Genomic DNA, 22588 nt, shown 5'->3' with positions numbered 1-22588 from the left:
CCCGGCCATAGTTTATTGCTCAATGCAGGCCGGAGAAGATGCGTTGCCATCCGGCAAGCCTACAATCACTCGCCGCGATAAACGCAGCCCGCTGTGCAGGTCTCTTTCACCATTACAGCACTCAGCAGAGGGACCACAGGTTTAACCTGATCCCAAATCCATTTGGCCAGCACTTCGCTGGTTGGATTTTCTAAGCCAGGAATATCGTTCAAATAGTAGTGATCGAGTCTGTCGTAAGTCGGCTTAAACGCGGCTTTTAACTCAGCAAAATCCATGATCCAACCGGTATGCGGATCGACTTCACCGGTAATTTCAAGACGCACCATAAATGAGTGACCATGCAGGCGGCCACACTTATGCCCTTCCGGTACATGCGGCAGGTGGTGAGCGGCTTCGAAGGTGAAATCTTTAAACAAGGTGGTGGACATTATTTACTCTCAAGAATGCGAAAAACCGCGGTAGGGTACCGTAAAGAGGAAATTTTATCATTATTTAAAAGGGTGCTGAGTATCAGAACGATTCATTCATGACGTTAATATTTGGTAATTTTTTATATATCAAATGCTTATATAATCTGTTTTGCAGTTAATAACTATAACTAAAACAGGTTAGTCCATTTGGTTATTTGTTATTTCCATCCCTTCTTTAGTTGTTACTATCCCCGCCGTTAACCTTATCTTCAGTTTGGGTTTTATTGCTGAAATCCGCTTTGCTTACTGGAACATGACAACGCATGACGACACAGGCCCCACCTTCCACTTTGCTACCGCTAAACCCGGAGCAACTGGCACGCCTTCAGGCGGCCACGACCGATTTCACTCCCGCACAGCTTGCGTGGGTTTCTGGCTATTTTTGGGGCGTGCTGAATCAGCAGCCTGGCAGCAACGCGGTGGCGCCTGCGCCTGTCGCTGAAATGCCAGGCATTACGCTTATCTCCGCCTCACAAACCGGTAATGCGCGCCGTGTGGCGGAAGCCCTGCGCGATGATCTGATCGCCGCGAAGCTCAACGTCACTCTCATCAACGCTGGCGACTATAAATTCAAACAAATCGCCAATGAAAAACTGCTGATCGTGGTGGCGTCAACGCAAGGGGAAGGTGAGCCGGCGGAAGAAGCCGTGGCGTTGCATAAATTCCTGTTCTCGAAAAAAGCGCCAAAGCTTGATAACACTGCTTTTGCCGTGTTTGGTCTTGGCGACACCTCTTATGAGTTTTTCTGCCAGGCAGGAAAAGACTTCGATACCAAATTGGCTGAGCTGGGCGGTGAACGTCTGCTCGATCGTGTAGATGCCGACGTCGAATACCAGGCCGCCGCTGCGCAGTGGCGTGCTCGCCTCGTTGATGTCCTGAAAGCGCGTGCGCCTGCGGCACCGTCTGTGCAAGTTGCCGCGAGCGGTGCAGTAAATGAAGTACACACCAGCCCATACACCAAAGAAGCGCCGCTGACGGCGTCGCTTGCGGTGAATCAGAAAATTACCGGCCGCGACTCTGAAAAAGACGTGCGCCATATTGAGATTGATTTAGGCGATTCCGGCCTGCGTTATCAACCGGGCGATGCGCTGGGCGTCTGGTATCAGAATGACCCGGCTCTGGTTAAAGAACTGGTTGAACTGCTGTGGCTGAAAGGTGATGAGCCGGTCACGGTTGAAGGCAAAACCCTGTCGCTTGCTGAAGCGTTGCAGTGGCATTTCGAGCTGACGGTTAACACCGGCAATATCGTAGAAAACTATGCCACCTTAACCCGCAGCGAAACTTTGCTGCCGTTAGTGGGTGACAAAGCACAGTTGCAGCATTACGCCGCAACCACGCCCATCGTCGATATGGTGCGCTTCTCTCCGGCGCAACTGGATGCTCAGGCGTTAGTTGATCTTCTGCGTCCGCTGACGCCGCGTTTGTACTCCATTGCTTCTTCCCAGGCGGAAGTGGAAAGCGAAGTGCACGTTACCGTGGGTGTGGTGCGTTATGAGATAGAAGGTCGCGCCCGTGCTGGTGGTGCTTCCAGTTTCCTTGCCGACCGCGTGGAAGAAGAAGGTGAAGTTCGTGTGTTCATTGAACACAACGACAACTTCCGTCTGCCAGCGAACCCGCAGACGCCGGTAATTATGATTGGACCGGGTACGGGGATTGCGCCGTTCCGTGCATTCATGCAGCAACGTGCGGCTGACGGAGCCGAAGGCAAAAACTGGCTGTTTTTTGGTAACCCACACTTTACCGAAGATTTCCTGTATCAGGTGGAATGGCAGCGTTACGTCAAAGAGGGCGTACTGAGCCGTATCGATCTCGCCTGGTCCCGCGATCAAAAAGAAAAAGTCTACGTACAAGATAAACTGCGCCAACAGGGCGCGGAACTGTGGCGCTGGATTAACGACGGTGCGCACATTTATGTCTGCGGCGACGCCAATCGCATGGCGAAAGACGTTGAGCAGGCGTTGTTGGAAGTGATTGCCGAATTCGGTGGTATGGATATCGAAGCGGCGGATGAATTTTTAAGTGAGCTGCGCATTGAGCGCCGTTATCAGCGAGATGTCTACTAATGAGCGAAAAACATCCAGGACCATTGGTGGTCGAAGGCAAACTGTCCGACGCTGAGCGTATGAAGCTGGAAAGCAACTATCTGCGCGGTACCATTGCCGAAGATTTAAACGACGGCCTGACCGGCGGGTTTAAAGGCGACAACTTCCTGCTGATCCGTTTTCACGGTATGTACCAGCAGGACGACCGTGATATCCGCGCCGAACGTGCCGAGCAAAAGCTGGAGCCGCGTCACGCGATGCTGCTGCGCTGTCGTCTGCCGGGGGGGGTGATCACCACCAAGCAGTGGCAGGCGATCGATAAGTTCGCCCATGACAACACCATTTACGGCAGCATTCGTCTGACCAACCGTCAGACCTTCCAGTTTCACGGCATTCTGAAGAAGAACGTTAAGCCGGTACACCAGATGCTGCATTCCGTCGGGCTTGACGCTTTGGCGACCGCCAACGACATGAACCGTAACGTGCTGTGCACCTCCAACCCGTATGAATCTGAGCTGCACGCGGAAGCCTACGAGTGGGCGAAAAAGATCTCCGAACATCTGCTGCCGCGAACCCGCGCCTATGCAGAGATCTGGCTGGATCAGGAAAAAGTCGCGACCACCGACGAAGAGCCGATCCTCGGTCAAACCTATCTGCCGCGTAAGTTTAAAACCACGGTCGTGATCCCACCGCAGAACGACATCGATCTGCACGCCAACGACATGAACTTCGTGGCGATTGCGGAAAACGGCAAGCTGGTGGGCTTTAATCTGCTGGTGGGCGGTGGATTGTCGATTGAGCACGGCAATAAGAAAACCTATGCCCGTACGGCAAGCGAGTTTGGTTATCTGCCGCTTGAGCATACGCTGGCCGTGGCTGAGGCGGTGGTGACCACGCAGCGTGACTGGGGTAACCGTACCGATCGTAAAAACGCGAAAACCAAATACACGCTGGAACGCGTAGGCATTGAGACCTTTAAAGCTGAAGTTGAGCGCCGCGCGGGGATCAAATTTGAGCCGATCCGCCCGTACGAGTTTACCGATCGCGGCGATCGTATCGGCTGGGTGAAAGGGATCGACAATAAATGGCATCTGACGTTGTTTATTGAAAACGGACGAATCCTCGATTATCCGGGCCGACCGCTGAAAACCGGTCTGCTTGAGATCGCGAAGATCCACAAAGGTGAGTTCCGCATTACCGCGAACCAGAACCTGATCATTGCCGGTGTTCCTGAGAGTGAAAAGGCGAAGATCGAAAAGATTGCGCAGAAGAGTGGCTTAATGAACGCGGTCACTCCGCAGCGTGAAAACTCGATGGCCTGCGTCTCGTTCCCGACCTGTCCGCTGGCGATGGCGGAAGCCGAGCGTTTCCTGCCAACGTTTATCGACAACATCGACACGCTGATGGCGAAGCACAGCCTGAGTGATGAAAACATTGTCATGCGTGTTACCGGCTGCCCGAACGGCTGCGGCCGCGCGATGCTGGCGGAAGTTGGTCTGGTGGGTAAAGCACCCGGACGTTACAACCTGCATCTGGGGGGCAATCGTATCGGAACCCGAATTCCCCGGATGTTTAAAGAGAACATCACCGAGCCGGAAATTCTGGCATCGCTGGATGAACTGATTGGGCGCTGGGCGAAAGAGCGCGAAGCGGGTGAAGGCTTCGGCGACTTTACGGTGCGTGCGGGCATTATTCGCCCGGTGCTCGATCCAGCGCGTGATTTCTGGGAATAACCTGAATTGCCGGATGGCGGCATAAATGCCTTATCCGGCCTACAGCCTGCGTAGGCCTGATAAGCGAAGCGCCATCAGGCAAGGCATACAGTGAGGAACTTATGTCCCAGCTCGATCTAAACAAGCTAAACGAACTGCCAAAAGTGGATCGCGTATTAGCGCTGGCCGAAACCAACGCCCAGCTGGAAAAACTGAGCGCCGAGGATCGCGTAGCATGGGCGTTGGAAAACCTGCCTGGTGAATATGTACTGTCATCAAGTTTTGGTATCCAGGCGGCAGTGAGCCTGCATCTGGTAAATCAGATTCGCCCGGATATCCCGGTGATCCTCACCGATACTGGCTACCTGTTCCCGGAAACCTATCAGTTTATTGATGAGTTAACGGACAAGCTTAAGCTTAATCTGCAAGTCTACCGGGCGAAGGAAAGTGCGGCCTGGCAGGAAGCGCGCTACGGCAAACTGTGGGAGCAGGGCGTTGAAGGCATTGAAAAATACAATGACATCAACAAAGTCGAGCCGATGAACCGGGCGCTGCAGGAGCTGAACGCGCAAACCTGGTTTGCCGGTCTGCGTCGAGAGCAATCGGGCAGTCGTGCGCATTTGCCGGTGCTGGCTATCCAGCGCGGTGTGTTTAAAGTTCTGCCGATCATCGACTGGGATAACCGTACAGTTTACCAGTATCTGCAAAAACACGGTTTGAAATACCATCCGTTGTGGGATCAGGGCTATCTGTCGGTAGGCGATACCCACACCACCCGCAAATGGGAGCCGGGTATGGCGGAAGAAGAGACGCGTTTCTTCGGATTGAAGCGTGAGTGCGGACTGCACGAAGGGTAACAGGAAAGGGGCCGGTAAGATTTACATCCTACCGGATCCCTTCTTCAGGATTTACCCGCTTTTGCCAGTTCTTTTACCAGTGGCAGCATAATGCGTACCACGTCGCGGCTACGGTGCTCTATCCGGCCCGGTAACGCTTTATCGATATGCTGCTGGTTATCCAGTCGCACATCGTGCCAGCTGTTGCCTGCCGGGAATGAGGCGCTTTTGGCGCGCTGCTGATAGCCATCTTTCTTGCCCAGGTTCCAGTTGGTCGCTTCAACGGAGAGAACGGCAATCCCCGCGTTGTCGAAGACCTCTGCATCGTTACAACATCCAGTGCCTTTCGGATAGTCTTTGTTCAGACCTGGATTGGTGCTGGCAACGATACCGCGGCTGTGCGCGATAGCCAGTGCCCGGTCGCGCGTCAGTTTTCGCACCGCTTCCGGGGTTTTCTTACCGCTATTGAAATAGAGCTTATCGCCGACGATCAGATTATCGAGGTTGATAACCAGCAGCGTGTTTTTCTTCTCGGCGGCGCTCATTCGCTTCAGGATGTTCTCCGCGCCCAGTTTGCCTTCTTCCTCGCCGCTGGTGGCGATAAATCGAATACCGTATTGTGTCGGCACGTTTTTGAGTTTTTCCGCCAGTTCCAGCATTACGCCAACACCTGCGGCGTTGTCATCGATACCTTGCAGAGTTAATCCACCCAGATTGGCATCGGAATCGGCGTCGCTTTGTGCGGCGTAGGTGTCGAGGTGCGCCATAATAATAATCTGCTGCGGCGCTTTACCTTCATGTGCTGCAATAACGGTGCTTCCCGTTACGTTATGCCAGTTTTTACGGTTATCTTTGGCGGTATAAACATAACGGCTATTAAACGTCCGAATATCGCTGCTATAGCCCATCTGCTGAAATTGTTGACGTATATAATCAGCAGACAACATTTCAGCCGGAGATCCCGTCACGCGGCCAGGGAAAAACGTTGCGATATATCGAGCCTGGGTATTTGCGATATCTCCGGGCTCCGAAGATGTTGCCTGTGCGGGAAAGATGAAGCACGCGCCGAGCGCCAGGGCGGTAGTCAGGTGGCGCGATGCGAGAAACATAATGAGTCCTTAAGAGCCTATCCCATTTGGCTATTTTATTTGTCATTTTGAATCCGGGCAGTGCTCACAATCCTCACGTACTGCATGTACGCTCCGGTTGTTCCGCGCTGTCCGTATCCAAACTGACAGCAACAATGTACGCCTAATGGGATAGGCTCTGAATACCAAGCAGAAATTTTTAGCCGCTAGTATGAAACCGTGATCGAGGTAAAACAATTTCATTTGCTCCTAAATGCCCGAATTCCGGTAGCTTAAGCACTTTTTGATATTTGCTTTTCCGGATCGTTATTCCTTTGAGGAACTACTCATTCCAATTCGTAATTTCATTCGCCCTCCAGCCCTCCCTATAGTCAGGTTATCTGAGCATCGTTAGCAAAATAACGGCATTACATAGGAACGGTTATGGATCAAAAACGACTTACCCACCTGCGGCAACTGGAAGCGGAAAGCATCCATATCATTCGTGAGGTGGCCGCCGAGTTTTCTAATCCGGTGATGATGTATTCCATCGGCAAAGATTCCAGCGTAATGCTGCATCTGGCGCGTAAAGCGTTTTATCCGGGCACGCTGCCGTTCCCATTGCTGCACGTTGATACTGGCTGGAAATTCAGCGAAATGTACGAGTTTCGTGACCGCACGGCGAAAGCCTACGGCTGCGAACTGCTGGTGCATAAAAACCCGGAAGGGGTGGCGATGGGCATCAACCCGTTTGTCCACGGTAGCGCCAAGCATACCGACATTATGAAAACTGAAGGGCTGAAGCAGGCACTGAATAAATACGGTTTCGATGCCGCGTTTGGCGGTGCTCGTCGCGACGAAGAGAAATCGCGTGCTAAAGAGCGCATTTACTCTTTCCGCGATCGTTTTCATCGCTGGGACCCGAAAAATCAGCGCCCGGAGCTGTGGCACAACTACAACGGGCAGATTAATAAGGGCGAAAGCATTCGCGTATTCCCGCTCTCTAACTGGACTGAACAGGATATCTGGCAGTACATCTGGCTGGAAAATATCGACATCGTGCCGCTGTACCTGGCGGCGGAGCGTCCGGTGCTGGAACGCGACGGCATGCTGATGATGATTGATGACGACAGAATCGATCTGCAGCCTGGTGAAGTGATTAAAAAACGCATGGTGCGTTTCCGTACGCTCGGTTGCTGGCCGCTGACAGGCGCGGTGGAGTCGAATGCGCAGACGCTGCCGGAAATTATCGAAGAGATGCTGGTCTCAACCACCAGTGAACGTCAGGGCCGCGTGATTGACCGCGACCAGGCGGGCTCCATGGAGCTGAAGAAACGTCAGGGGTATTTCTAAGGAGCCGCCATGAATACGACACTTGCACAACAAATTGCTAATGAAGGCGGCGTTGAAGCCTGGATGGTTGCCCAGCAACACAAAAGTCTGCTGCGTTTTTTAACCTGCGGTAGCGTGGATGACGGGAAAAGTACCCTGATTGGCCGTCTGCTGCACGACACACGTCAGATTTATGAAGACCAGCTTTCATCGCTGCACAATGACAGTAAACGTCACGGCACTCAGGGCGAAAAGCTCGATCTGGCGTTATTGGTTGACGGCTTGCAGGCCGAGCGCGAGCAGGGCATCACCATCGACGTGGCGTACCGTTATTTCTCTACCGAGAAGCGTAAATTTATTATTGCGGACACTCCCGGACATGAGCAGTACACCCGTAACATGGCGACCGGTGCGTCGACCTGCGATCTGGCGATCCTATTGATCGATGCGCGTAAAGGCGTGCTGGATCAGACTCGTCGTCACAGCTTTATCTCCACGCTGCTTGGGATCAAACACCTGGTGGTGGCGATCAACAAAATGGATCTGGTGGACTTTAGCGAAGAGACATTTAACCGCATTCGCGAAGACTATCTTACTTTTGCTGAACAACTGCCGGGCAGTCTGGATATCCGGTTTGTGCCGCTCTCTGCGCTGGAAGGCGATAACGTGGCTTCGCAAAGCGCCAGTATGCCGTGGTACAGCGGTCCGACGCTGCTGGAAGTGCTGGAAACCGTTGAGATCCAGCGCATTGTTGATACTCAGCCGATGCGCTTCCCGGTGCAGTATGTGAACCGACCGAATCTGGATTTCCGTGGTTATGCCGGAACGCTGGCCTCCGGTAGCGTGAAGGTTGGACAGCGCGTCAAAGTGTTGCCGTCCGGCGTGGAGTCGAGCGTGGCGCGGATCGTAACCTTTGATGGCGATTTACAGGAAGCGCATGCGGGTGAAGCGATCACCCTGGTGCTGAAAGATGAGATCGATATCAGCCGGGGCGACCTGCTGCTTGATGCCGGTGAAACGCTGCCGACAGTACAAAGCGCTGCAGTTGATGTGGTGTGGATGGCGGAACAACCGTTGTCGCCCGGGCAGAGCTACGACATAAAAGTCGCAGGCAAGAAGACCCGCGCACGCGTAGATAGCGTGCAGCATCAGGTCGATATAAACAACCTGACCCAACGTGACGTTGAAGCGCTGCCACTGAATGGCATCGGTCTGGTTAATCTGACTTTTGATGAGCCGCTGGTGCTGGATACCTATCAGCAGAATCCGGTTACGGGTGGGCTGATTATCATTGATCGCCTGACTAACGTTACCGTTGGCGCGGGGCTGGTGCGTGAACCAATCGTCCAGGAGCTTGCCACAGCTTCTCAGTTCAGCGCGTTTGAGCTGGAGCTTAATGCACTGGTGCGTCGCCACTTCCCACACTGGGGTGCGCGCGATCTGCTGGGAGGAAAATAATGGCGCTGCATGACGAAAACGTCGTCTGGCATGCCCATCCTGTTACACCGCAACAGCGGGAACAACGCCACGGTCATCGTGGTGTTGTGCTGTGGTTTACCGGGCTGTCAGGTTCTGGTAAATCCACGGTAGCAGGAGCGCTGGAAGAGGCGCTGCATAAGCTAGGGGTGAGCACCTATCTGCTGGATGGCGATAACGTGCGTCACGGTCTGTGCAGCGATCTTGGGTTTAGCGATGCCGATCGCAAGGAGAATATTCGTCGGGTTGGTGAAGTGGCTAATCTAATGGTAGACGCCGGCCTGGTGGTGTTGACTGCGTTTATCTCTCCACATCGCGCCGAGCGAAAAATGGTTCGCGAGCGCGTGGGCGAAGGGCGTTTTATTGAGGTTTTTGTCGATACGCCATTAGCAACGTGTGAAGCTCGCGATCCAAAAGGGCTGTATAAAAAAGCGCGAGCGGGGGAATTGCGCAATTTCACCGGAATTGACTCGGTTTACGAAGCGCCTGAATCGCCAGAGATTCATCTTGATGGTGAACAATTGGTAACAAATTTGGTTCCTCAATTATTAGACCTGCTGAGGCAGGAAGATATTATCAGATCCTGAGACACCCGAGCTTGCATGCCCGGTCAGTCACAGTCACAGGATTAGATATGCGTAACAGCCATAACATTACTATTACAGAGTCAGATACCTTCGCTGCCGACGACGAAACTACCTGGTCACTCCCAGGAGCCGTGGTCGGTTTTATCGCGTGGTTGCTGGCGCTGGGATTCCCGTGTCTGATGTATGGCCCTAACACACTGTTTTTCTTCCTCTATACCTGGCCCTTTTTCCTCGCGTTGTTGCCCGTGGCGATTGTCGCGGGTATTGCCCTGCATTCGCTATTGAAGGGGAGATTGCTGCTGAGTATTGCCTGTACGCTGCTGGTGGTTGGCGCAATGTTTGGCGCACTGTTTCTGTGGCTACTGGGTTAGGCATACGTCCTTTCACGCGATCGCCGCTGTTGTTCACTGTCTGGCCATAATTCAAACCGTAACCAACAATGAGATTATGTTCTCCTTACACGGGGTATACGTAACAACGAGCAAATGTGGTACATTTGCCCGCGTTGTCGCGGCATTCCCGTCCGTTGATGTAAAGTTGTCAGCGGAGTTTATGGGATGTTGATGCCGTTTTTCAGGGGGCAGGATGGGTAAACTTACGTTGCTGTTGCTGGCTTTATTAGTCTGGCTACAGTATTCGCTGTGGTTCGGTAAGAACGGCATACATGACTATAGTCGCGTCAACGATGATGTTGCGGCGCAGCAAGCTACAAACGCGAAACTGAAAGCGCGTAACGATCAGCTTTTTGCCGAAATTGACGATCTCAATGGCGGGCAAGAGGCTATCGAAGAGCGCGCGCGTAACGAACTCAGTATGACTAAGCCAGGCGAAACCTTTTATCGTCTGGTGCCTGACGCGTCTAAACGCGCTCAGACTGCAGGGCAAAACAATCGATAAACCGTCCAGGGATTTAACATGGCAGCCACTTTAATGGACGTTTGCGCCGTGGTGCCGGCTGCCGGGTTTGGCCGCCGAATGCAAACAGAGTGTCCTAAGCAGTACCTCTCTATTGGCAATAAAACCATTCTCGAACACTCGGTTGATGCGCTGCTGGCTCATCCCCGGGTGACGCGAGTCGTCATCGCTATTAGCCCAGGCGACAGTCGCTTTGCCCAACTTCCACTCGCAGCGCACCCGCAAATTACCGTGGTGGATGGTGGCAACGAGCGTGCCGATTCTGTCCTGGCCGGTTTGCAAGCCGCAGGTGAGGCCAGTTGGGTACTGGTGCATGATGCCGCGCGTCCGTGCCTGCATCAGGAAGATTTATCTCGTTTGCTGGCAATAAGTGAAACCAGCCGCATCGGCGGGATCCTTGCTGCGCCGGTGCGCGACACGATGAAACGCGCGGAGCCGGGCCGAACAGACATCGCACATACGGTCGATCGCACCGATTTATGGCATGCGTTGACGCCGCAGTTTTTCCCTCGCGAGCTGTTGCATGACTGTCTGACCCGTGCGCTAAACGAAGGCGCAACCATTACGGACGAAGCCTCGGCGCTGGAATATTGCGGTTTTCATCCGCTGCTGGTCGAAGGACGCGCTGACAACATCAAAGTCACCCGCCCGGAAGACCTGGCGCTGGCGGAATTTTATCTGACCCGAACTATCTAGATACATCATTCTTCAGGCTGCCTAGAGGATGTTGTGTATATCAGGAGAAGGCATAATGCGAATTGGACACGGTTTCGACGTACACGCTTTTGGCGGAGTTGGCCCAATTATCATTGGTGGTGTGCGCATCCCGTATGAAAAAGGATTGCTGGCGCATTCTGATGGCGACGTGGCGTTACACGCGTTAACCGATGCTCTGCTGGGCGCGGCTGCGCTGGGGGATATCGGTAAACTCTTCCCGGACACCGACCCGGCCTTTAAAGGTGCAGATAGTCGTGAATTATTGCGTGAAGCCTGGCGGCGTATTCAGGCCAAAGGCTATACGCTTGGTAATGTGGATGTGACGATTATTGCTCAGGCGCCGAAGATGCTGCCGCACATTCCGCAAATGCGCGTGTTTATTGCCGAAGATCTCGGCTGCCATATGGATGATGTTAACGTGAAAGCGACCACCACGGAAAAACTCGGTTTTACCGGGCGTGGGGAAGGGATTGCCTGTGAAGCGGTGGCGTTACTCATTAAGGCAACGAAATGACTGCGTTTGAAGATCTGACGTATCTCCATGGCAAACCACAAGGCCATGGCGTTCTGAAAGCGAATCCGGAAGACTTTGTCGTCGTCGAAGATTTAGGCTTCGAACCGGATGGCGAAGGCGAGCACATTTTGGTGCGTATCCTGAAAAACGGCTGTAATACCCGTTTTGTGGCTGACGCGCTGGCGAAGTTCCTGAAAATTCACGCCCGTGAAGTGAGCTTTGCTGGCCAGAAAGACAAGCATGCAGTCACGGAACAGTGGCTGTGCGCGCGCGTGCCGGGCAATGCAATGCCTGATTTAAGCAAATTTGAACTCGAAGGCTGTAAAGTGCTGGAGTACGCGCGCCACAAGCGTAAGCTGCGTTTAGGGGCGTTGAAAGGTAACGAATTTACGCTGGTGCTGCGTGAAGTGAGCCAGCGAGAGGACGTTGAAGCGCGTTTGCAGGCGATTAGCGAGCGCGGCGTACCGAACTATTTTGGCGCTCAGCGTTTTGGTATTGGCGGCAGCAACCTGCAAGGGGCGCTGCGTTGGGCGCAAAGCGATGCGCCAGTGCGCGATCGCAATAAGCGCAGTTTTTGGTTGTCGGCGGCCCGTAGCGCGTTGTTTAATCAGATAGTCAGTGAACGCTTGAAAAAAACAGACTTTAATCAAGTTGTTGACGGCGATGCGCTACAATTGTCGGGACGCGGAAGTTGGTTTGTCGCCACGCAGGAAGAACAAACCGAATTACAGCGTCGCGTCGATGATAAAGAATTGATGATTACAGCGGCATTACCGGGCAGCGGTGAGTGGGGAACTCAGCGCGACGCGCTGGCGTTTGAAGAAGCCGCTATTGCTGATGAAACCGCGCTGCAGTCGCTGTTATTGCGCGAGAAAGTCGACGCATCGCGTCGTGCTATGTTGCTGTATCCACAACAATTAAGCTGGAACTGGTGGGATGACGTAACCGTTGAGTTACGTTTCTGGCTACCGGCAGGTAGCTTCGCCACCAGTGTTGTAAGGGAACTTATTAACACAATGGGTGATTATGCGTATATTGCTGAGTAACGATGATGGGGTCCACGCACCCGGTATACAAACGCTGGCGAAAGCGCTGCGTGAGTTTGCTGACGTACAGGTGGTTGCCCCGGATCGTAACCGCAGTGGCGCGTCTAACTCGCTGACGCTGGAATCCTCACTTCGCACGTTCACCTATGATAACGGTGATATCGCCGTACAAATGGGTACACCTACCGATTGCGTCTATCTGGGCGTGAACGCATTAATGCGTCCGCGTCCGGACATTGTCGTGTCTGGTATTAACGCAGGTCCTAATCTGGGCGATGATGTTATCTATTCCGGTACCGTTGCGGCGGCGATGGAAGGTCGTCACCTGGGCTTTCCTGCGTTGGCGGTCTCACTTGATGGGCATAAACACTACGATACTGCTGCCGCAGTAACCTGCCGTATCTTACGGGCGCTGAGTCGTGAACCGCTGCGCACCGGGCGAATTTTGAATATCAACGTGCCGGATTTACCGCTGGATCAGATTAAAGGTATCCGCGTCACCCGCTGCGGTAGCCGCCATCCTGCGGATCAGGTGATCCCACAGCAGGACCCGCGCGGTAATACGCTGTACTGGATCGGGCCGCCGGGCGAAAAGTGCGACGCCGGACCGGATACAGATTTTGCCGCCGTCGATGAAGGCTATGTTTCCATTACGCCGCTGCATGTCGATTTAACCGCCTACGGCGCGCATGAAGTTGTTTCTGACTGGTTAGACAGCGTGGGAGCCGACACGCAATGGTAAGCAGACGCGTACACACTCTTCTTGAACAATTACGTGCGCAGGGCATCAGAGATGAGCTTGTTCTCGATGCACTTGCCGCCGTGCCGCGTGAAAAATTCATTGATGAGGCGTTTGAACATAAGGCCTGGGACAATATTGCTCTGCCGATTGGTCAGGGGCAGACGATTTCGCAGCCCTATATGGTTGCGCGGATGACCGAGCTGCTTGAGTTAACGCCGCAGTCCCGGGTGCTGGAAATTGGTACCGGCTCTGGTTACCAAACGGCGATTCTGGCACACCTGGTGCACCATGTATGCTCTGTTGAGCGCATTAAAGGTTTGCAGTGGCAGGCGCGTCGTCGACTTAAACAGCTTGATTTACATAATGTTTCTACCCGTCATGGTGATGGATGGCAGGGCTGGCAAGCGCGAGCCCCGTTTGACGCTATCATTGTTACGGCAGCGCCGCCTGAGATCCCAACCGCATTGATGATGCAGTTGGATGAAGGCGGTATTCTCGTCTTACCCGTGGGCGACGAGCACCAGTTTCTGAAACGGGTGCGTCGTCGGGGAGGCGAATTTATTATCGATACCGTGGAGGCCGTACGTTTCGTTCCCTTAGTAAAAGGGGAGCTTGCGTAGATACAGGCTCTGAATACCTGGAGTTTTCCTGGATATTCTGGAATTAGTAAGCGTATCGTGGTCACGTTTCCAGTGCCCAGTCCGATGCCTTGCACGGTGATTACGTCACTGGTTTTAACCAAATTTTCCTGGGGGATAAATGAGCGCGGGAAGCCACAAATTTACCGTTCGCCGCATTGCGGCATTGTCACTGGTTTCATTATGGCTGGCAGGTTGTTCAAATACCTCGAATCCACCAGCGCCGGTCAACTCGGTTGGTGGCAGTGCATCAACGAACACCAATTCCGGCATGCTGATTACGCCTCCACCAAAAATGGGCTCGACGTCGACAGTACAGCAAACGCCACAGATCCAGCCGGTGCAGCGTCCGACCACACAGTCAACACAGATCCAGCCTGTCGCGGAACAGCCTGTGCAGATGGAAAACGGTCGTATTGTGTACAATCGTAAGTATGGGAACATTCCGAAAGGTAGCTATACGGGCGGCAGTACCTATACTGTTAAGAAAGGCGATACCCTTTTCTATATTGCCTGGATTACCGGGAACGATTTCCGTGATCTCGCACAACGCAATAACGTTCCGGCCCCGTATGGCCTGAATGTCGGTCAAACTCTGCAAGTGGGCAACGCGTCGGGTACACCGATTACTGGTGGTAATGCTATTACCCAGGCGGATGCAGCACAGCAAGGAGTTGTGACCAACCCTGCACAAAATTCCACCGTTGCTGTTGCTTCGAAACCAACAATTACGTATTCTGAGGATTCAGGTGAACAAAGTGCTAATAAAATGTTGCCGAACAACAAGCCTGCTGGGACCGTTGTCACAGCGCCTGTAACGGCTCCAGCAGTTAGCGCAACCGAATCAACTGCAAGCTCAACGTCAACCAGCTCGCCAATCTCTACCTGGCGCTGGCCGACTGACGGCAAAGTAATCGAAAACTTTGCGGCTACTGAAGGTGGCAATAAAGGGATCGATATTGCAGGCAGTAAAGGACAGGCTATTGTCGCGACCGCAGATGGACGCGTCGTATATGCCGGTAACGCACTGCGCGGTTACGGTAATCTTATTATCATCAAACATAACGATGATTACCTGAGTGCCTACGCCCATAACGATACAATGCTGGTCCGGGAACAACAAGAAATCAAGGCGGGGCAGAAAATAGCTACCATGGGTAGCACCGGAACCAGTTCAACACGCTTGCATTTTGAAATTCGTTACAAGGGGAAATCCGTAAACCCGCTGCGCTATTTACCGCAGCGATAATTCGGCGGAACCAGGCTTTCACGTGCTAGTTCCGTTAGGGATCACGGGTAGGAGCCACCTTTATGAGTCAGAATACGCTGAAAGTTCATGATTTAAATGAAGATGCGGAATTTGATGAGAACGGAGTAGAGGCTTTTGATGAAAAAGCCTTGAGTGAAGAGGAACCCAGTGATAACGACCTGGCTGAAGAAGAGCTGTTATCGCAGGGGGCCACACAGCGTGTGTTGGACGCGACTCAGCTTTACCTTGGTGAGATTGGTTATTCACCACTGTTAACAGCCGAAGAAGAAGTTTATTTTGCGCGTCGCGCACTGCGTGGGGATGTCGCATCCCGCCGTCGCATGATTGAAAGTAACCTGCGTCTGGTGGTGAAAATTGCTCGTCGTTATGGCAATCGTGGTCTGGCATTGCTGGACCTGATTGAAGAGGGCAATCTGGGACTGATCCGTGCAGTCGAGAAGTTTGACCCGGAACGTGGGTTCCGCTTCTCAACATACGCAACCTGGTGGATCCGCCAGACGATCGAACGGGCGATTATGAACCAAACCCGTACGATCCGACTGCCAATTCACATTGTAAAAGAGCTGAACGTCTATCTGCGTACCGCGCGTGAGTTGTCGCATAAACTGGACCACGAACCGAGCGCAGAAGAGATTGCTGAACAACTGGATAAACCGGTTGATGACGTCAGCCGTATGCTCCGACTCAACGAGCGTATTACCTCGGTAGACACCCCGCTGGGTGGCGATTCCGAAAAAGCGTTGCTGGATATTCTGGCCGATGAAAAGGAAAACGGCCCGGAAGACACCACGCAAGACGATGATATGAAACAGAGCATCGTCAAATGGCTGTTCGAACTGAACGCCAAACAGCGTGAAGTGCTGGCACGTCGTTTTGGTCTGCTGGGGTACGAAGCTGCGACACTGGAAGATGTGGGCCGTGAAATTGGTCTCACCCGTGAACGTGTTCGCCAGATTCAGGTTGAAGGTCTGCGTCGTCTGCGTGAAATTCTGCAGACTCAGGGACTGAATATCGAAGCGCTTTTCCGCGAGTAAGCACAAGTTCTATCAAGAAAGGCCAGTCTCATTGAGACTGGCCTTTTTCTATGTTTGTTGCCTGATGGCACTGCGTTTATCAGGTCTACGGGGAGCAGGACTTTGTAGGCCGGATAAGACATTTATGTCGCCATCCGGCAGATTAGTTCATCATCTTACGCACCAGACGTGTGAACTGCTCACGTTCTTCATCAGATAATCGCCCCAGAAACTCATCATCCACGCTATCGCCTAACGGAGTTGCGCTGGCCAGTAATTCTTCTCCTTGTGCGGTCAAATAAACAAACCGCCGACGTTTATCTGCCGGGTCATGTTCACGCCTGACCAGCTCCCGTTTTTCCATTCGGCTTAGCATTTCCGCAAGGGTTGCCTTGGTACAGACTGCGGCTTCGGTCAGGTCAACCTGCTCAATGCCGGGACGTTCAGCAATGGCACGCATTACCGCATACTGTGGTTTGGTCAGGTCCGGTAATTCATGTTGCCAGCGGGACGTATGCTGCTGGAAGAGCTGACGTAAAAGGTGAAATGCTTTATTTCGTAACGGCATGAGCGCTCCGGAATTCCTGTCAGTCTCTATCATAGCGGGTTGCGCATCTTTTTTTAACAATTGCGGCTTTAGCGATCTGTGCGCGATGGCCTTGCCCGAAATGTTATGTGAGAGTATTTTAATCAAAATGTTCGTACACGAACAAAAATTGAGAAACTAAATGAGATTAATTGTCGGAATGACCGGGGCAACCGGCGCACCGCTTGGCGTGTCGCTATTGCAGGCGTTGCGGGAAATGCCCGAAGTGGAAACCCATCTGGTGCTGTCAAAGTGGGCCAAAACCACTATTGAACTGGAAACGCCGCACAGCGTCCGTGATGTGTCTGCGTTGGCCGATTATTGCCACAACCCGGCGGATCAGGCGGCGACCATCTCCTCTGGATCGTTTCGCACTGACGGCATGATCATTATCCCCTGCAGTATGAAAACCCTGGCCGGTATTCGTGCAGGCTACGCGGAAGGGCTGGTGGGTCGGGCTGCTGATGTGGTGCTGAAAGAAGGGCGCAAGCTGGTTCTGGTACCGCGTGAAATGCCGCTTAGCACGATTCATCTGGAAAACATGCTCGCGCTTTCCCGCATGGGCGTGGCGATGGTCCCGCCGATGCCCGCGTATTACAACCACCCGCAAACGGTCGATGACATTACGCAGCATATCGTTGCGCGTGTGCTCGATCAGTTTGGTCTGGAACACCCCAACGCCCGTCGCTGGCAGGGTTTACGGCAGGCGCAGAATTTTTCACAGGAGAATGAATAATGGCATTTGATGATTTGCGCAGCTTTTTACAAGCGCTGGATGACCAGGGGCAATTGCTGAAAATCAGTGAAGAAGTTAACGCCGAGCCGGATCTGGCTGCGGCAGCCAATGCGACCGGACGCATTGGTGATGGTGCGCCAGCGCTGTGGTTTGACAATATTCGTGGTTTTACCGACGCCCGCGTGGCGATGAACACTATTGGTTCGTGGCAGAATCACGCCATCTCTTTAGGCCTGCCGCCAAATACCCCGGTGAAAAAACAGATTGATGAGTTTATTCGCCGTTGGGATAAATTTCCGGTTACGCCGGAGCGTCGCGCCAATCCGGCATGGGCTGAAAACTGTGTTGATGGTGATGAGATCAACCTGTTTGATATTCTGCCGCTGTTTCGCCTGAACGATGGCGACGGCGGTTTCTATCTTGATAAAGCCTGCGTGGTGTCGCGCGATCCGCTGGATCCGGACAACTTCGGTAAACAGAATGTCGGCATTTATCGTATGGAAGTGAAGGGCAAACGCAAGCTTGGCCTGCAGCCGGTACCGATGCATGATATCGCGCTGCACCTGCATAAAGCCGAAGAGCGCGGTGAAGATCTGCCGATTGCCATCACGCTGGGTAACGATCCGATCATTACCCTCATGGGGGCCACGCCGCTGAAGTACGATCAGTCGGAATACGAAATGGCGGGAGCGCTGCGTGAAAGTCCGTATCCGATCGCTACCGCGCCGCTCACCGGCTTTGACGTGCCATGGGGTTCAGAAGTGATCCTCGAAGGGGTAATTGAAAGCCGTAAGCGTGAAATCGAAGGGCCGTTTGGCGAGTTTACCGGGCACTATTCCGGTGGACGTAATATGACGGTCGTGCGTATCGATAAAGTCTCTTATCGCACCAAACCGATTTTTGAATCGTTATATTTGGGGATGCCGTGGACGGAGATTGACTACCTGATGGGTCCGGCAACCTGCGTACCGCTTTATCAACAGCTGAAAGCCGAATTTCCGGAAGTGCAGGCGGTGAATGCCATGTATACCCACGGTTTGCTGGCGATTATCTCCACCAAAAAACGCTACGGCGGCTTTGCCCGTGCGGTAGGGTTGCGTGCAATGACGACGCCGCATGGCCTGGGTTACGTGAAAATGGTGATTATGGTTGATGAGGATGTTGATCCGTTCAACCTGCCGCAGGTGATGTGGGCGCTGTCTTCGAAGGTCAATCCGGCGGGCGATCTGGTGCAATTGCCGAATATGTCGGTGCTGGAGCTTGATCCGGGTTCCAGTCCGGCGGGGATTACCGACAAGTTAATTATTGATGCGACTACGCCGGTTGCGCCGGATAACCGTGGGCACTACAGCCAGCCGGTATGCGATTTACCAGAAACGAAAGCCTGGGCAGAAAAACTGACCGCCATGCTGGCCAACCGTAAATAAGGAGTAGCAGATGATTTGTCCACGTTGTGCCGATGAACATATTGAAGTGATGGCAAACTCGCCGGTAAAAGATGTCTGGACGGTATATCAGTGCCAGCATTGTCTATACACCTGGCGTGATACTGAGCCTCTACGCCGTACCTGCCGCGAGCACTACCCGCAAGCGTTTCGCATGACGCAGAAGGATATTGATGACGCACCGATGGTGCCGAGTATTCCACCGCTGCTGGCAGAAGATAAGCGCTAATCAACACGCCGGGTGCGGCTTCGCCTTACCCGGCCTACATATAGCGATATTTTGCAGGCCCGATAAGCGTATCACTATCGGGCATTACGGCGTTACACCAGACTCTTCAACCGGTAGAGCCACTCCAGCGCCTGACGAGGCGTTAGCGAATCCGGGTCGAGGTTTTCCAGGGCTTCAACGGCGGGCGACGTTTCTTCCGGAGCTGACAGGAGCGACATCTGTGTGCCGTCGACCTGAGTTGCAGCAACATTCGGCGCGATGCTTTCCAGTTCGCGCAGTTTTTGCCGCGCGCGTTTAATAACCTCTTTTGGTACACCTGCCAGGGCAGCTACCGCCAGACCATAGCTCTTGCTTGCCGCACCATCCTGTACGCTGTGCATGAAGGCGATGGTATCGCCGTGCTCTAACGCATCCAGATGCACATTTGCTACGCCTTCCATTTTCTCCGGTAACTGAGTCAGTTCGAAATAGTGGGTGGCAAACAAGGTTAATGCTTTGATTTTATTAGCCAGGTTTTCCGCGCACGCCCACGCCAGCGACAGGCCGTCGTAGGTGGAGGTGCCGCGTCCAATCTCATCCATCAGCACCAGGCTGTTCTCGGTGGCATTATGCAGAATGTTGGCGGTTTCAGTCATTTCTACCATGAAGGTAGAACGACCGGAGGCCAGATCATCCGCCGCACCGACGCGAGTAAAGATCCGATCGATCGGGCCTATTTCCACTTTCTGCGCCGGAACGTAGCTGCCGATGTAGGCCAGCAGCGCAATTAACGCAGTCTGGCGCATATAGGTACTTTTACCCCCCATATTCGGGCCAGTGATGATCAGCATCCGTCGCTGAGGCGAGAGGTTAAGCGGGTTGGCGATAAACGGCTCGGTCAGCACCTGTTCAACCACCGGATGACGTCCCTCGGTAATACGAATACCAGGCTTGTCGGTGAAGGTCGGGCAGGTGTAATTCAGGGTATAAGCGCGTTCTGCGAGGTTGACCAGTACGTCCAGTTCTGCCAGCGCGCTGGCGCTTTGTTGCAAATCAGCCAGGTGCGGCAGCAGCATGTCGAACAGCTCATCGTACAGCTGTTTTTCCAGCGCCAGCGCTTTGCCTTTTGATGTCAGAACTTTGTCTTCGTACTCTTTCAGCTCCGGAATAATGTAGCGTTCGGCGTTTTTCAGCGTCTGGCGACGCACATAGTTAATCGGCGCCAGATGACTTTGCCCGCGACTGATCTGAATGTAGTAGCCGTGAACGGCGTTAAATCCAACCTTCAGCGTATCAAGGCCGGTGCGCTCGCGCTCACGGATTTCCAGTCTGTCCAGATAGTCAGTTGCGCCATCAGCCAGCGCTCGCCACTCGTCCAGTTCTTCGTTATAGCCCGGGGCGATGACGCCACCGTCGCGAACCAGCACAGGTGGAGCTTCCACTACGGCACGTTCCAGCAGTTCACGCAGGTCAGCAAACTCACCCATTTTCTCGCGCAGCATCTGTACGGGGGCACTGTCTACGCTTTCCAGTTGCGCGCGCAGTTCCGGTAATTGCTGGAAGGCATGACGCATACGGGCCAGATCGCGCGGGCGCGCAGTACGCAGGGCCAGGCGCGCCAGGATACGTTCAAGATCGCCGACCTGACGCAGCACGGGTTGCAATTCACTGGTGGAATCCTGTAGCGCGCCGATGGTCTGTTGGCGCTCAGTGAGGACTTTGGTGTCGCGGACCGGCATATGCAGCCAGCGCTTGAGCATACGGCTGCCCATCGGCGTCACGGTGCAGTCGAGTACCGAAGCCAGCGTGTTTTCAAAGCCGCCTGCCAGGTTCTGGGTAATTTCCAGATTGCGGCGCGTGGCGGCATCCATAATGATGCTGTCCTGCTGACGTTCCATGGTGATGGAACGAATATGCGGCAGCGAGGTACGCTGGGTATCTTTTACGTATTGCAGCAGGCAGCCAGCCGCGCATAATCCACGCGGGGCGTTTTCCACGCCAAAACCAATCAGATCCCGCGTGCCAAACTGCAGGTTTAGCTGCTGGCGAGCAGTATCGATTTCAAATTCCCATAGTGGACGACGACGTAATCCGCGACGTCCCTCAATCAGTGAGGTTTCAGCGAAATCTTCGGCATACAGCAGTTCAGCGGGATTGGTGCGCTGCAATTCTGCAGCCATCGTCTCGCGGTCGGCAGGTTCGCTGACGCGAAAACGCCCGGAGCTGATATCCAGCGTGGCGTAGCCGTAACCTTTACTGTCCTGCCAGATAGCGGCCAGCAGGTTGTCCTGGCGTTCCTGCAACAGCGCTTCATCACTAATGGTACCTGGCGTGACGATACGCACCACTTTGCGCTCAACCGGACCTTTGCTGGTCGCCGGATCGCCAATCTGCTCACAAATAGCAACGGACTCACCCTGGTTGACCAGCTTAGCGAGGTAGTTTTCTACCGCATGGTGAGGAATGCCCGCCATCGGGATAGGCTCGCCCGCAGACGCGCCGCGTTTGGTCAGGGAGATATCAAGCAACTGAGACGCACGTTTCGCATCGTCATAAAACAGTTCGTAAAAGTCGCCCATGCGGTAAAACAACAGTATCTCCGGATGCTGGGCTTTCAGCTTGAGATACTGCTGCATCATTGGGGTGTGGTTCGTGAAGTCCGTATCAAGTGACTCTTTCATATCGCTTTTGCTCTTTTTTTAATCTTTTTGGGGACCTGGGCAGTCTCACGTGAGCCCCTGGAAACTCACATAAACCCACAAATTTGTCATTCGAAAGCCGCCTGATGGGCAGTAACGACGAGCGTTGGCTCGACCTGAATGGTCTATCTTATCACCGACAACGACTGAGATTCATCCGTAGGTTTTGCCGCCAGAACGCTTATTGGGTGATGCTGCCAACTTACTGATTTAGTGTATGATGGTGTTTTTGAGGTGCTCCAGTGGCTTCTGTTTCTATCAGCTGTCCCTCCTGTTCAGCTACTGACGGGGTGGTGCGTAACGGCAAAAGCACTGCCGGACATCAGCGCTATCTCTGCTCTCACTGCCGTAAAACATGGCAACTGCAGTTCACTTACACCGCTTCTCAACCCGGTACGCACCAGAAAATCATTGATATGGCCATGAATGGCGTTGGATGCCGGGCAACTGCCCGCATTATGGGCGTTGGCCTCAACACGATTTTACGTCACTTAAAAAACTCAGGCCGCAGTCGGTAACCTCGCGCATACAGCCGGG

22 protein-coding genes and 1 pseudogene are annotated in these 22588 nt (G+C 53.5%); 19 read left to right on the top strand and 4 right to left on the bottom strand.

The annotated features are described in order from the left end of the window. Positions 1 to 65 precede the first annotated feature (65 nt). On the bottom strand, positions 66 to 428 hold the full coding sequence (queD, locus tag OGX92_RS03970) for a 6-carboxytetrahydropterin synthase QueD (RefSeq protein ID WP_003825707.1): 363 nt from the start codon (positions 426 to 428) through the stop codon (positions 66 to 68). A 305-nt stretch (positions 429 to 733) separates the two neighbouring features. Here queD and cysJ point away from each other — a divergent pair, with 305 nt between their 5' ends. From cysJ to cysH, 3 genes are all read left to right on the top strand, one after another. Further along, the gene (cysJ, locus tag OGX92_RS03965; RefSeq protein ID WP_286586262.1) at positions 734 to 2533 is read left to right on the top strand and encodes an NADPH-dependent assimilatory sulfite reductase flavoprotein subunit; all 1800 of its coding nucleotides are present in this window, start codon (positions 734 to 736) and stop codon (positions 2531 to 2533) included. Next, positions 2533 to 4245 (top strand): assimilatory sulfite reductase (NADPH) hemoprotein subunit, encoded by a 1713-nt coding sequence (cysI, locus tag OGX92_RS03960; RefSeq protein ID WP_267398328.1) that lies wholly within the window; start codon positions 2533 to 2535, stop codon positions 4243 to 4245. Before cysJ ends, cysI begins: the two co-directional genes overlap by 1 nt. Positions 4246 to 4346: 101 nt before the next feature. Then, positions 4347 to 5081 carry a phosphoadenosine phosphosulfate reductase gene (gene cysH / locus OGX92_RS03955; RefSeq protein ID WP_003825712.1) on the top strand — a complete coding sequence of 245 codons (735 nt, stop codon included), beginning with the start codon at positions 4347 to 4349 and terminating at the stop codon, positions 5079 to 5081. Positions 5082 to 5125: 44 nt separating this feature from the next. Here cysH and OGX92_RS03950 read toward each other — a convergent pair whose 3' ends face one another. After that, positions 5126 to 6169 carry an aminopeptidase gene (locus OGX92_RS03950; RefSeq protein WP_286586261.1) on the bottom strand — a complete coding sequence of 348 codons (1044 nt, stop codon included), beginning with the start codon at positions 6167 to 6169 and terminating at the stop codon, positions 5126 to 5128. Between the two features lie 402 nt (positions 6170 to 6571). Between OGX92_RS03950 and cysD the strand changes: the two genes are divergently transcribed. From cysD to rpoS, 12 genes are all read left to right on the top strand, one after another. Then, positions 6572 to 7480 (top strand): sulfate adenylyltransferase subunit CysD, encoded by a 909-nt coding sequence (cysD, locus tag OGX92_RS03945; RefSeq protein WP_003034152.1) that lies wholly within the window; start codon positions 6572 to 6574, stop codon positions 7478 to 7480. Between the two features lie 9 nt (positions 7481 to 7489). Further along, positions 7490 to 8917, top strand: a complete 1428-nt coding sequence (gene cysN, locus OGX92_RS03940; protein ID WP_286586260.1) for a sulfate adenylyltransferase subunit CysN — start codon at positions 7490 to 7492, stop codon at positions 8915 to 8917. After that, entirely contained in the window at positions 8917 to 9522 is a 606-nt protein-coding gene (gene cysC, locus OGX92_RS03935; RefSeq protein ID WP_003034157.1) for an adenylyl-sulfate kinase, read from the top strand. The genes cysN and cysC overlap by 1 nt, the downstream gene beginning before the upstream one ends. Before the next feature lie 47 nt (positions 9523 to 9569). Then, entirely contained in the window at positions 9570 to 9893 is a 324-nt protein-coding gene (locus tag OGX92_RS03930; RefSeq protein WP_003825718.1) for a DUF3561 family protein, read from the top strand. Positions 9894 to 10107: 214 nt separating this feature from the next. Then, on the top strand, positions 10108 to 10419 hold the full coding sequence (ftsB, locus tag OGX92_RS03925; RefSeq protein ID WP_003034163.1) for a cell division protein FtsB: 312 nt from the start codon (positions 10108 to 10110) through the stop codon (positions 10417 to 10419). 18 nt (positions 10420 to 10437) lie between these two features. Beyond that, positions 10438 to 11133, top strand: coding sequence for a 2-C-methyl-D-erythritol 4-phosphate cytidylyltransferase (gene ispD / locus OGX92_RS03920; RefSeq protein WP_003825722.1), 696 nt, complete (start codon positions 10438 to 10440; stop codon positions 11131 to 11133). Positions 11134 to 11188: 55 nt separating this feature from the next. After that, a complete protein-coding gene (ispF, locus tag OGX92_RS03915) occupies positions 11189 to 11668 on the top strand; it encodes a 2-C-methyl-D-erythritol 2,4-cyclodiphosphate synthase (RefSeq protein WP_003034167.1) in 480 nt (159 codons plus the stop codon). Beyond that, positions 11665 to 12714, top strand: coding sequence for a tRNA pseudouridine(13) synthase TruD (gene truD, locus OGX92_RS03910; protein ID WP_003825726.1), 1050 nt, complete (start codon positions 11665 to 11667; stop codon positions 12712 to 12714). Before ispF ends, truD begins: the two co-directional genes overlap by 4 nt. Further along, positions 12695 to 13456, top strand: a complete 762-nt coding sequence (gene surE, locus OGX92_RS03905) for a 5'/3'-nucleotidase SurE (protein WP_003825728.1) — start codon at positions 12695 to 12697, stop codon at positions 13454 to 13456. The genes truD and surE overlap by 20 nt, the downstream gene beginning before the upstream one ends. Next, on the top strand, positions 13450 to 14076 hold the full coding sequence (locus OGX92_RS03900) for a protein-L-isoaspartate(D-aspartate) O-methyltransferase (RefSeq protein WP_003034172.1): 627 nt from the start codon (positions 13450 to 13452) through the stop codon (positions 14074 to 14076). Before surE ends, OGX92_RS03900 begins: the two co-directional genes overlap by 7 nt. A 184-nt stretch (positions 14077 to 14260) precedes the next feature. Then, complete coding sequence (gene nlpD / locus OGX92_RS03895; RefSeq protein ID WP_223240872.1) at positions 14261 to 15343, top strand: murein hydrolase activator NlpD; 1083 nt, start codon at positions 14261 to 14263, stop codon at positions 15341 to 15343. Between the two features lie 62 nt (positions 15344 to 15405). After that, complete coding sequence (rpoS, locus tag OGX92_RS03890; protein WP_000081498.1) at positions 15406 to 16398, top strand: RNA polymerase sigma factor RpoS; 993 nt, start codon at positions 15406 to 15408, stop codon at positions 16396 to 16398. 142 nt (positions 16399 to 16540) lie between these two features. On the opposite strand, the gene OGX92_RS03885 is transcribed toward rpoS, so the two are convergent. Then, positions 16541 to 16945, bottom strand: coding sequence for a MarR family winged helix-turn-helix transcriptional regulator (locus OGX92_RS03885; RefSeq protein WP_003825812.1), 405 nt, complete (start codon positions 16943 to 16945; stop codon positions 16541 to 16543). 160 nt (positions 16946 to 17105) lie between these two features. Between OGX92_RS03885 and OGX92_RS03880 the strand changes: the two genes are divergently transcribed. Genes OGX92_RS03880 through OGX92_RS03870 form a run of 3 tightly spaced genes read left to right on the top strand, consistent with a single transcriptional unit; the run spans position 17106 to position 19373 of the window. After that, a complete protein-coding gene (locus tag OGX92_RS03880) occupies positions 17106 to 17699 on the top strand; it encodes a non-oxidative hydroxyarylic acid decarboxylases subunit B (RefSeq protein WP_063940954.1) in 594 nt (197 codons plus the stop codon). Then, on the top strand, positions 17699 to 19126 hold the full coding sequence (locus tag OGX92_RS03875; RefSeq protein ID WP_003825816.1) for a non-oxidative hydroxyarylic acid decarboxylases subunit C: 1428 nt from the start codon (positions 17699 to 17701) through the stop codon (positions 19124 to 19126). The genes OGX92_RS03880 and OGX92_RS03875 overlap by 1 nt, the downstream gene beginning before the upstream one ends. A 10-nt stretch (positions 19127 to 19136) precedes the next feature. After that, entirely contained in the window at positions 19137 to 19373 is a 237-nt protein-coding gene (locus OGX92_RS03870; RefSeq protein WP_126956672.1) for a non-oxidative hydroxyarylic acid decarboxylases subunit D, read from the top strand. Between the two features lie 92 nt (positions 19374 to 19465). On the opposite strand, the gene mutS is transcribed toward OGX92_RS03870, so the two are convergent. Further along, complete coding sequence (mutS, locus tag OGX92_RS03865) at positions 19466 to 22033, bottom strand: DNA mismatch repair protein MutS (RefSeq protein WP_286586259.1); 2568 nt, start codon at positions 22031 to 22033, stop codon at positions 19466 to 19468. Between the two features lie 260 nt (positions 22034 to 22293). Here mutS and OGX92_RS03860 point away from each other — a divergent pair. Beyond that, positions 22294 to 22588 (top strand): annotated as a pseudogene (locus tag OGX92_RS03860) (IS1-like element IS1A family transposase); the annotation flags it as partial.

It is taken from the genome of Citrobacter sp. Cpo089 (genome assembly GCF_030332695.1).
GTDB classification, from domain to species: domain Bacteria; phylum Pseudomonadota; class Gammaproteobacteria; order Enterobacterales; family Enterobacteriaceae; genus Citrobacter; species Citrobacter portucalensis.
The sequence above is the reverse complement of the archived record's forward strand: the minus strand, read 5'-3'. Positions and strand labels throughout refer to the sequence as shown.

Coding starts and splice junctions, on each gene's coding strand:
- queD (WP_003825707.1), bottom strand. CDS start 428: ATGTCCACCACCTTGTTTAAAGATTTCACCTTCGAAGCCGCTCACCAC.
- cysJ (WP_286586262.1), top strand. CDS start 734: ATGACGACACAGGCCCCACCTTCCACTTTGCTACCGCTAAACCCGGAG.
- cysI (WP_267398328.1), top strand. CDS start 2,533: ATGAGCGAAAAACATCCAGGACCATTGGTGGTCGAAGGCAAACTGTCC.
- cysH (WP_003825712.1), top strand. CDS start 4,347: ATGTCCCAGCTCGATCTAAACAAGCTAAACGAACTGCCAAAAGTGGAT.
- OGX92_RS03950 (WP_286586261.1), bottom strand. CDS start 6,169: ATGTTTCTCGCATCGCGCCACCTGACTACCGCCCTGGCGCTCGGCGCG.
- cysD (WP_003034152.1), top strand. CDS start 6,572: ATGGATCAAAAACGACTTACCCACCTGCGGCAACTGGAAGCGGAAAGC.
- cysN (WP_286586260.1), top strand. CDS start 7,490: ATGAATACGACACTTGCACAACAAATTGCTAATGAAGGCGGCGTTGAA.
- cysC (WP_003034157.1), top strand. CDS start 8,917: ATGGCGCTGCATGACGAAAACGTCGTCTGGCATGCCCATCCTGTTACA.
- OGX92_RS03930 (WP_003825718.1), top strand. CDS start 9,570: ATGCGTAACAGCCATAACATTACTATTACAGAGTCAGATACCTTCGCT.
- ftsB (WP_003034163.1), top strand. CDS start 10,108: ATGGGTAAACTTACGTTGCTGTTGCTGGCTTTATTAGTCTGGCTACAG.
- ispD (WP_003825722.1), top strand. CDS start 10,438: ATGGCAGCCACTTTAATGGACGTTTGCGCCGTGGTGCCGGCTGCCGGG.
- ispF (WP_003034167.1), top strand. CDS start 11,189: ATGCGAATTGGACACGGTTTCGACGTACACGCTTTTGGCGGAGTTGGC.
- truD (WP_003825726.1), top strand. CDS start 11,665: ATGACTGCGTTTGAAGATCTGACGTATCTCCATGGCAAACCACAAGGC.
- surE (WP_003825728.1), top strand. CDS start 12,695: ATGCGTATATTGCTGAGTAACGATGATGGGGTCCACGCACCCGGTATA.
- OGX92_RS03900 (WP_003034172.1), top strand. CDS start 13,450: ATGGTAAGCAGACGCGTACACACTCTTCTTGAACAATTACGTGCGCAG.
- rpoS (WP_000081498.1), top strand. CDS start 15,406: ATGAGTCAGAATACGCTGAAAGTTCATGATTTAAATGAAGATGCGGAA.
- OGX92_RS03885 (WP_003825812.1), bottom strand. CDS start 16,945: ATGCCGTTACGAAATAAAGCATTTCACCTTTTACGTCAGCTCTTCCAG.
- OGX92_RS03880 (WP_063940954.1), top strand. CDS start 17,106: ATGAGATTAATTGTCGGAATGACCGGGGCAACCGGCGCACCGCTTGGC.
- OGX92_RS03875 (WP_003825816.1), top strand. CDS start 17,699: ATGGCATTTGATGATTTGCGCAGCTTTTTACAAGCGCTGGATGACCAG.
- OGX92_RS03870 (WP_126956672.1), top strand. CDS start 19,137: ATGATTTGTCCACGTTGTGCCGATGAACATATTGAAGTGATGGCAAAC.
- mutS (WP_286586259.1), bottom strand. CDS start 22,033: ATGAAAGAGTCACTTGATACGGACTTCACGAACCACACCCCAATGATG.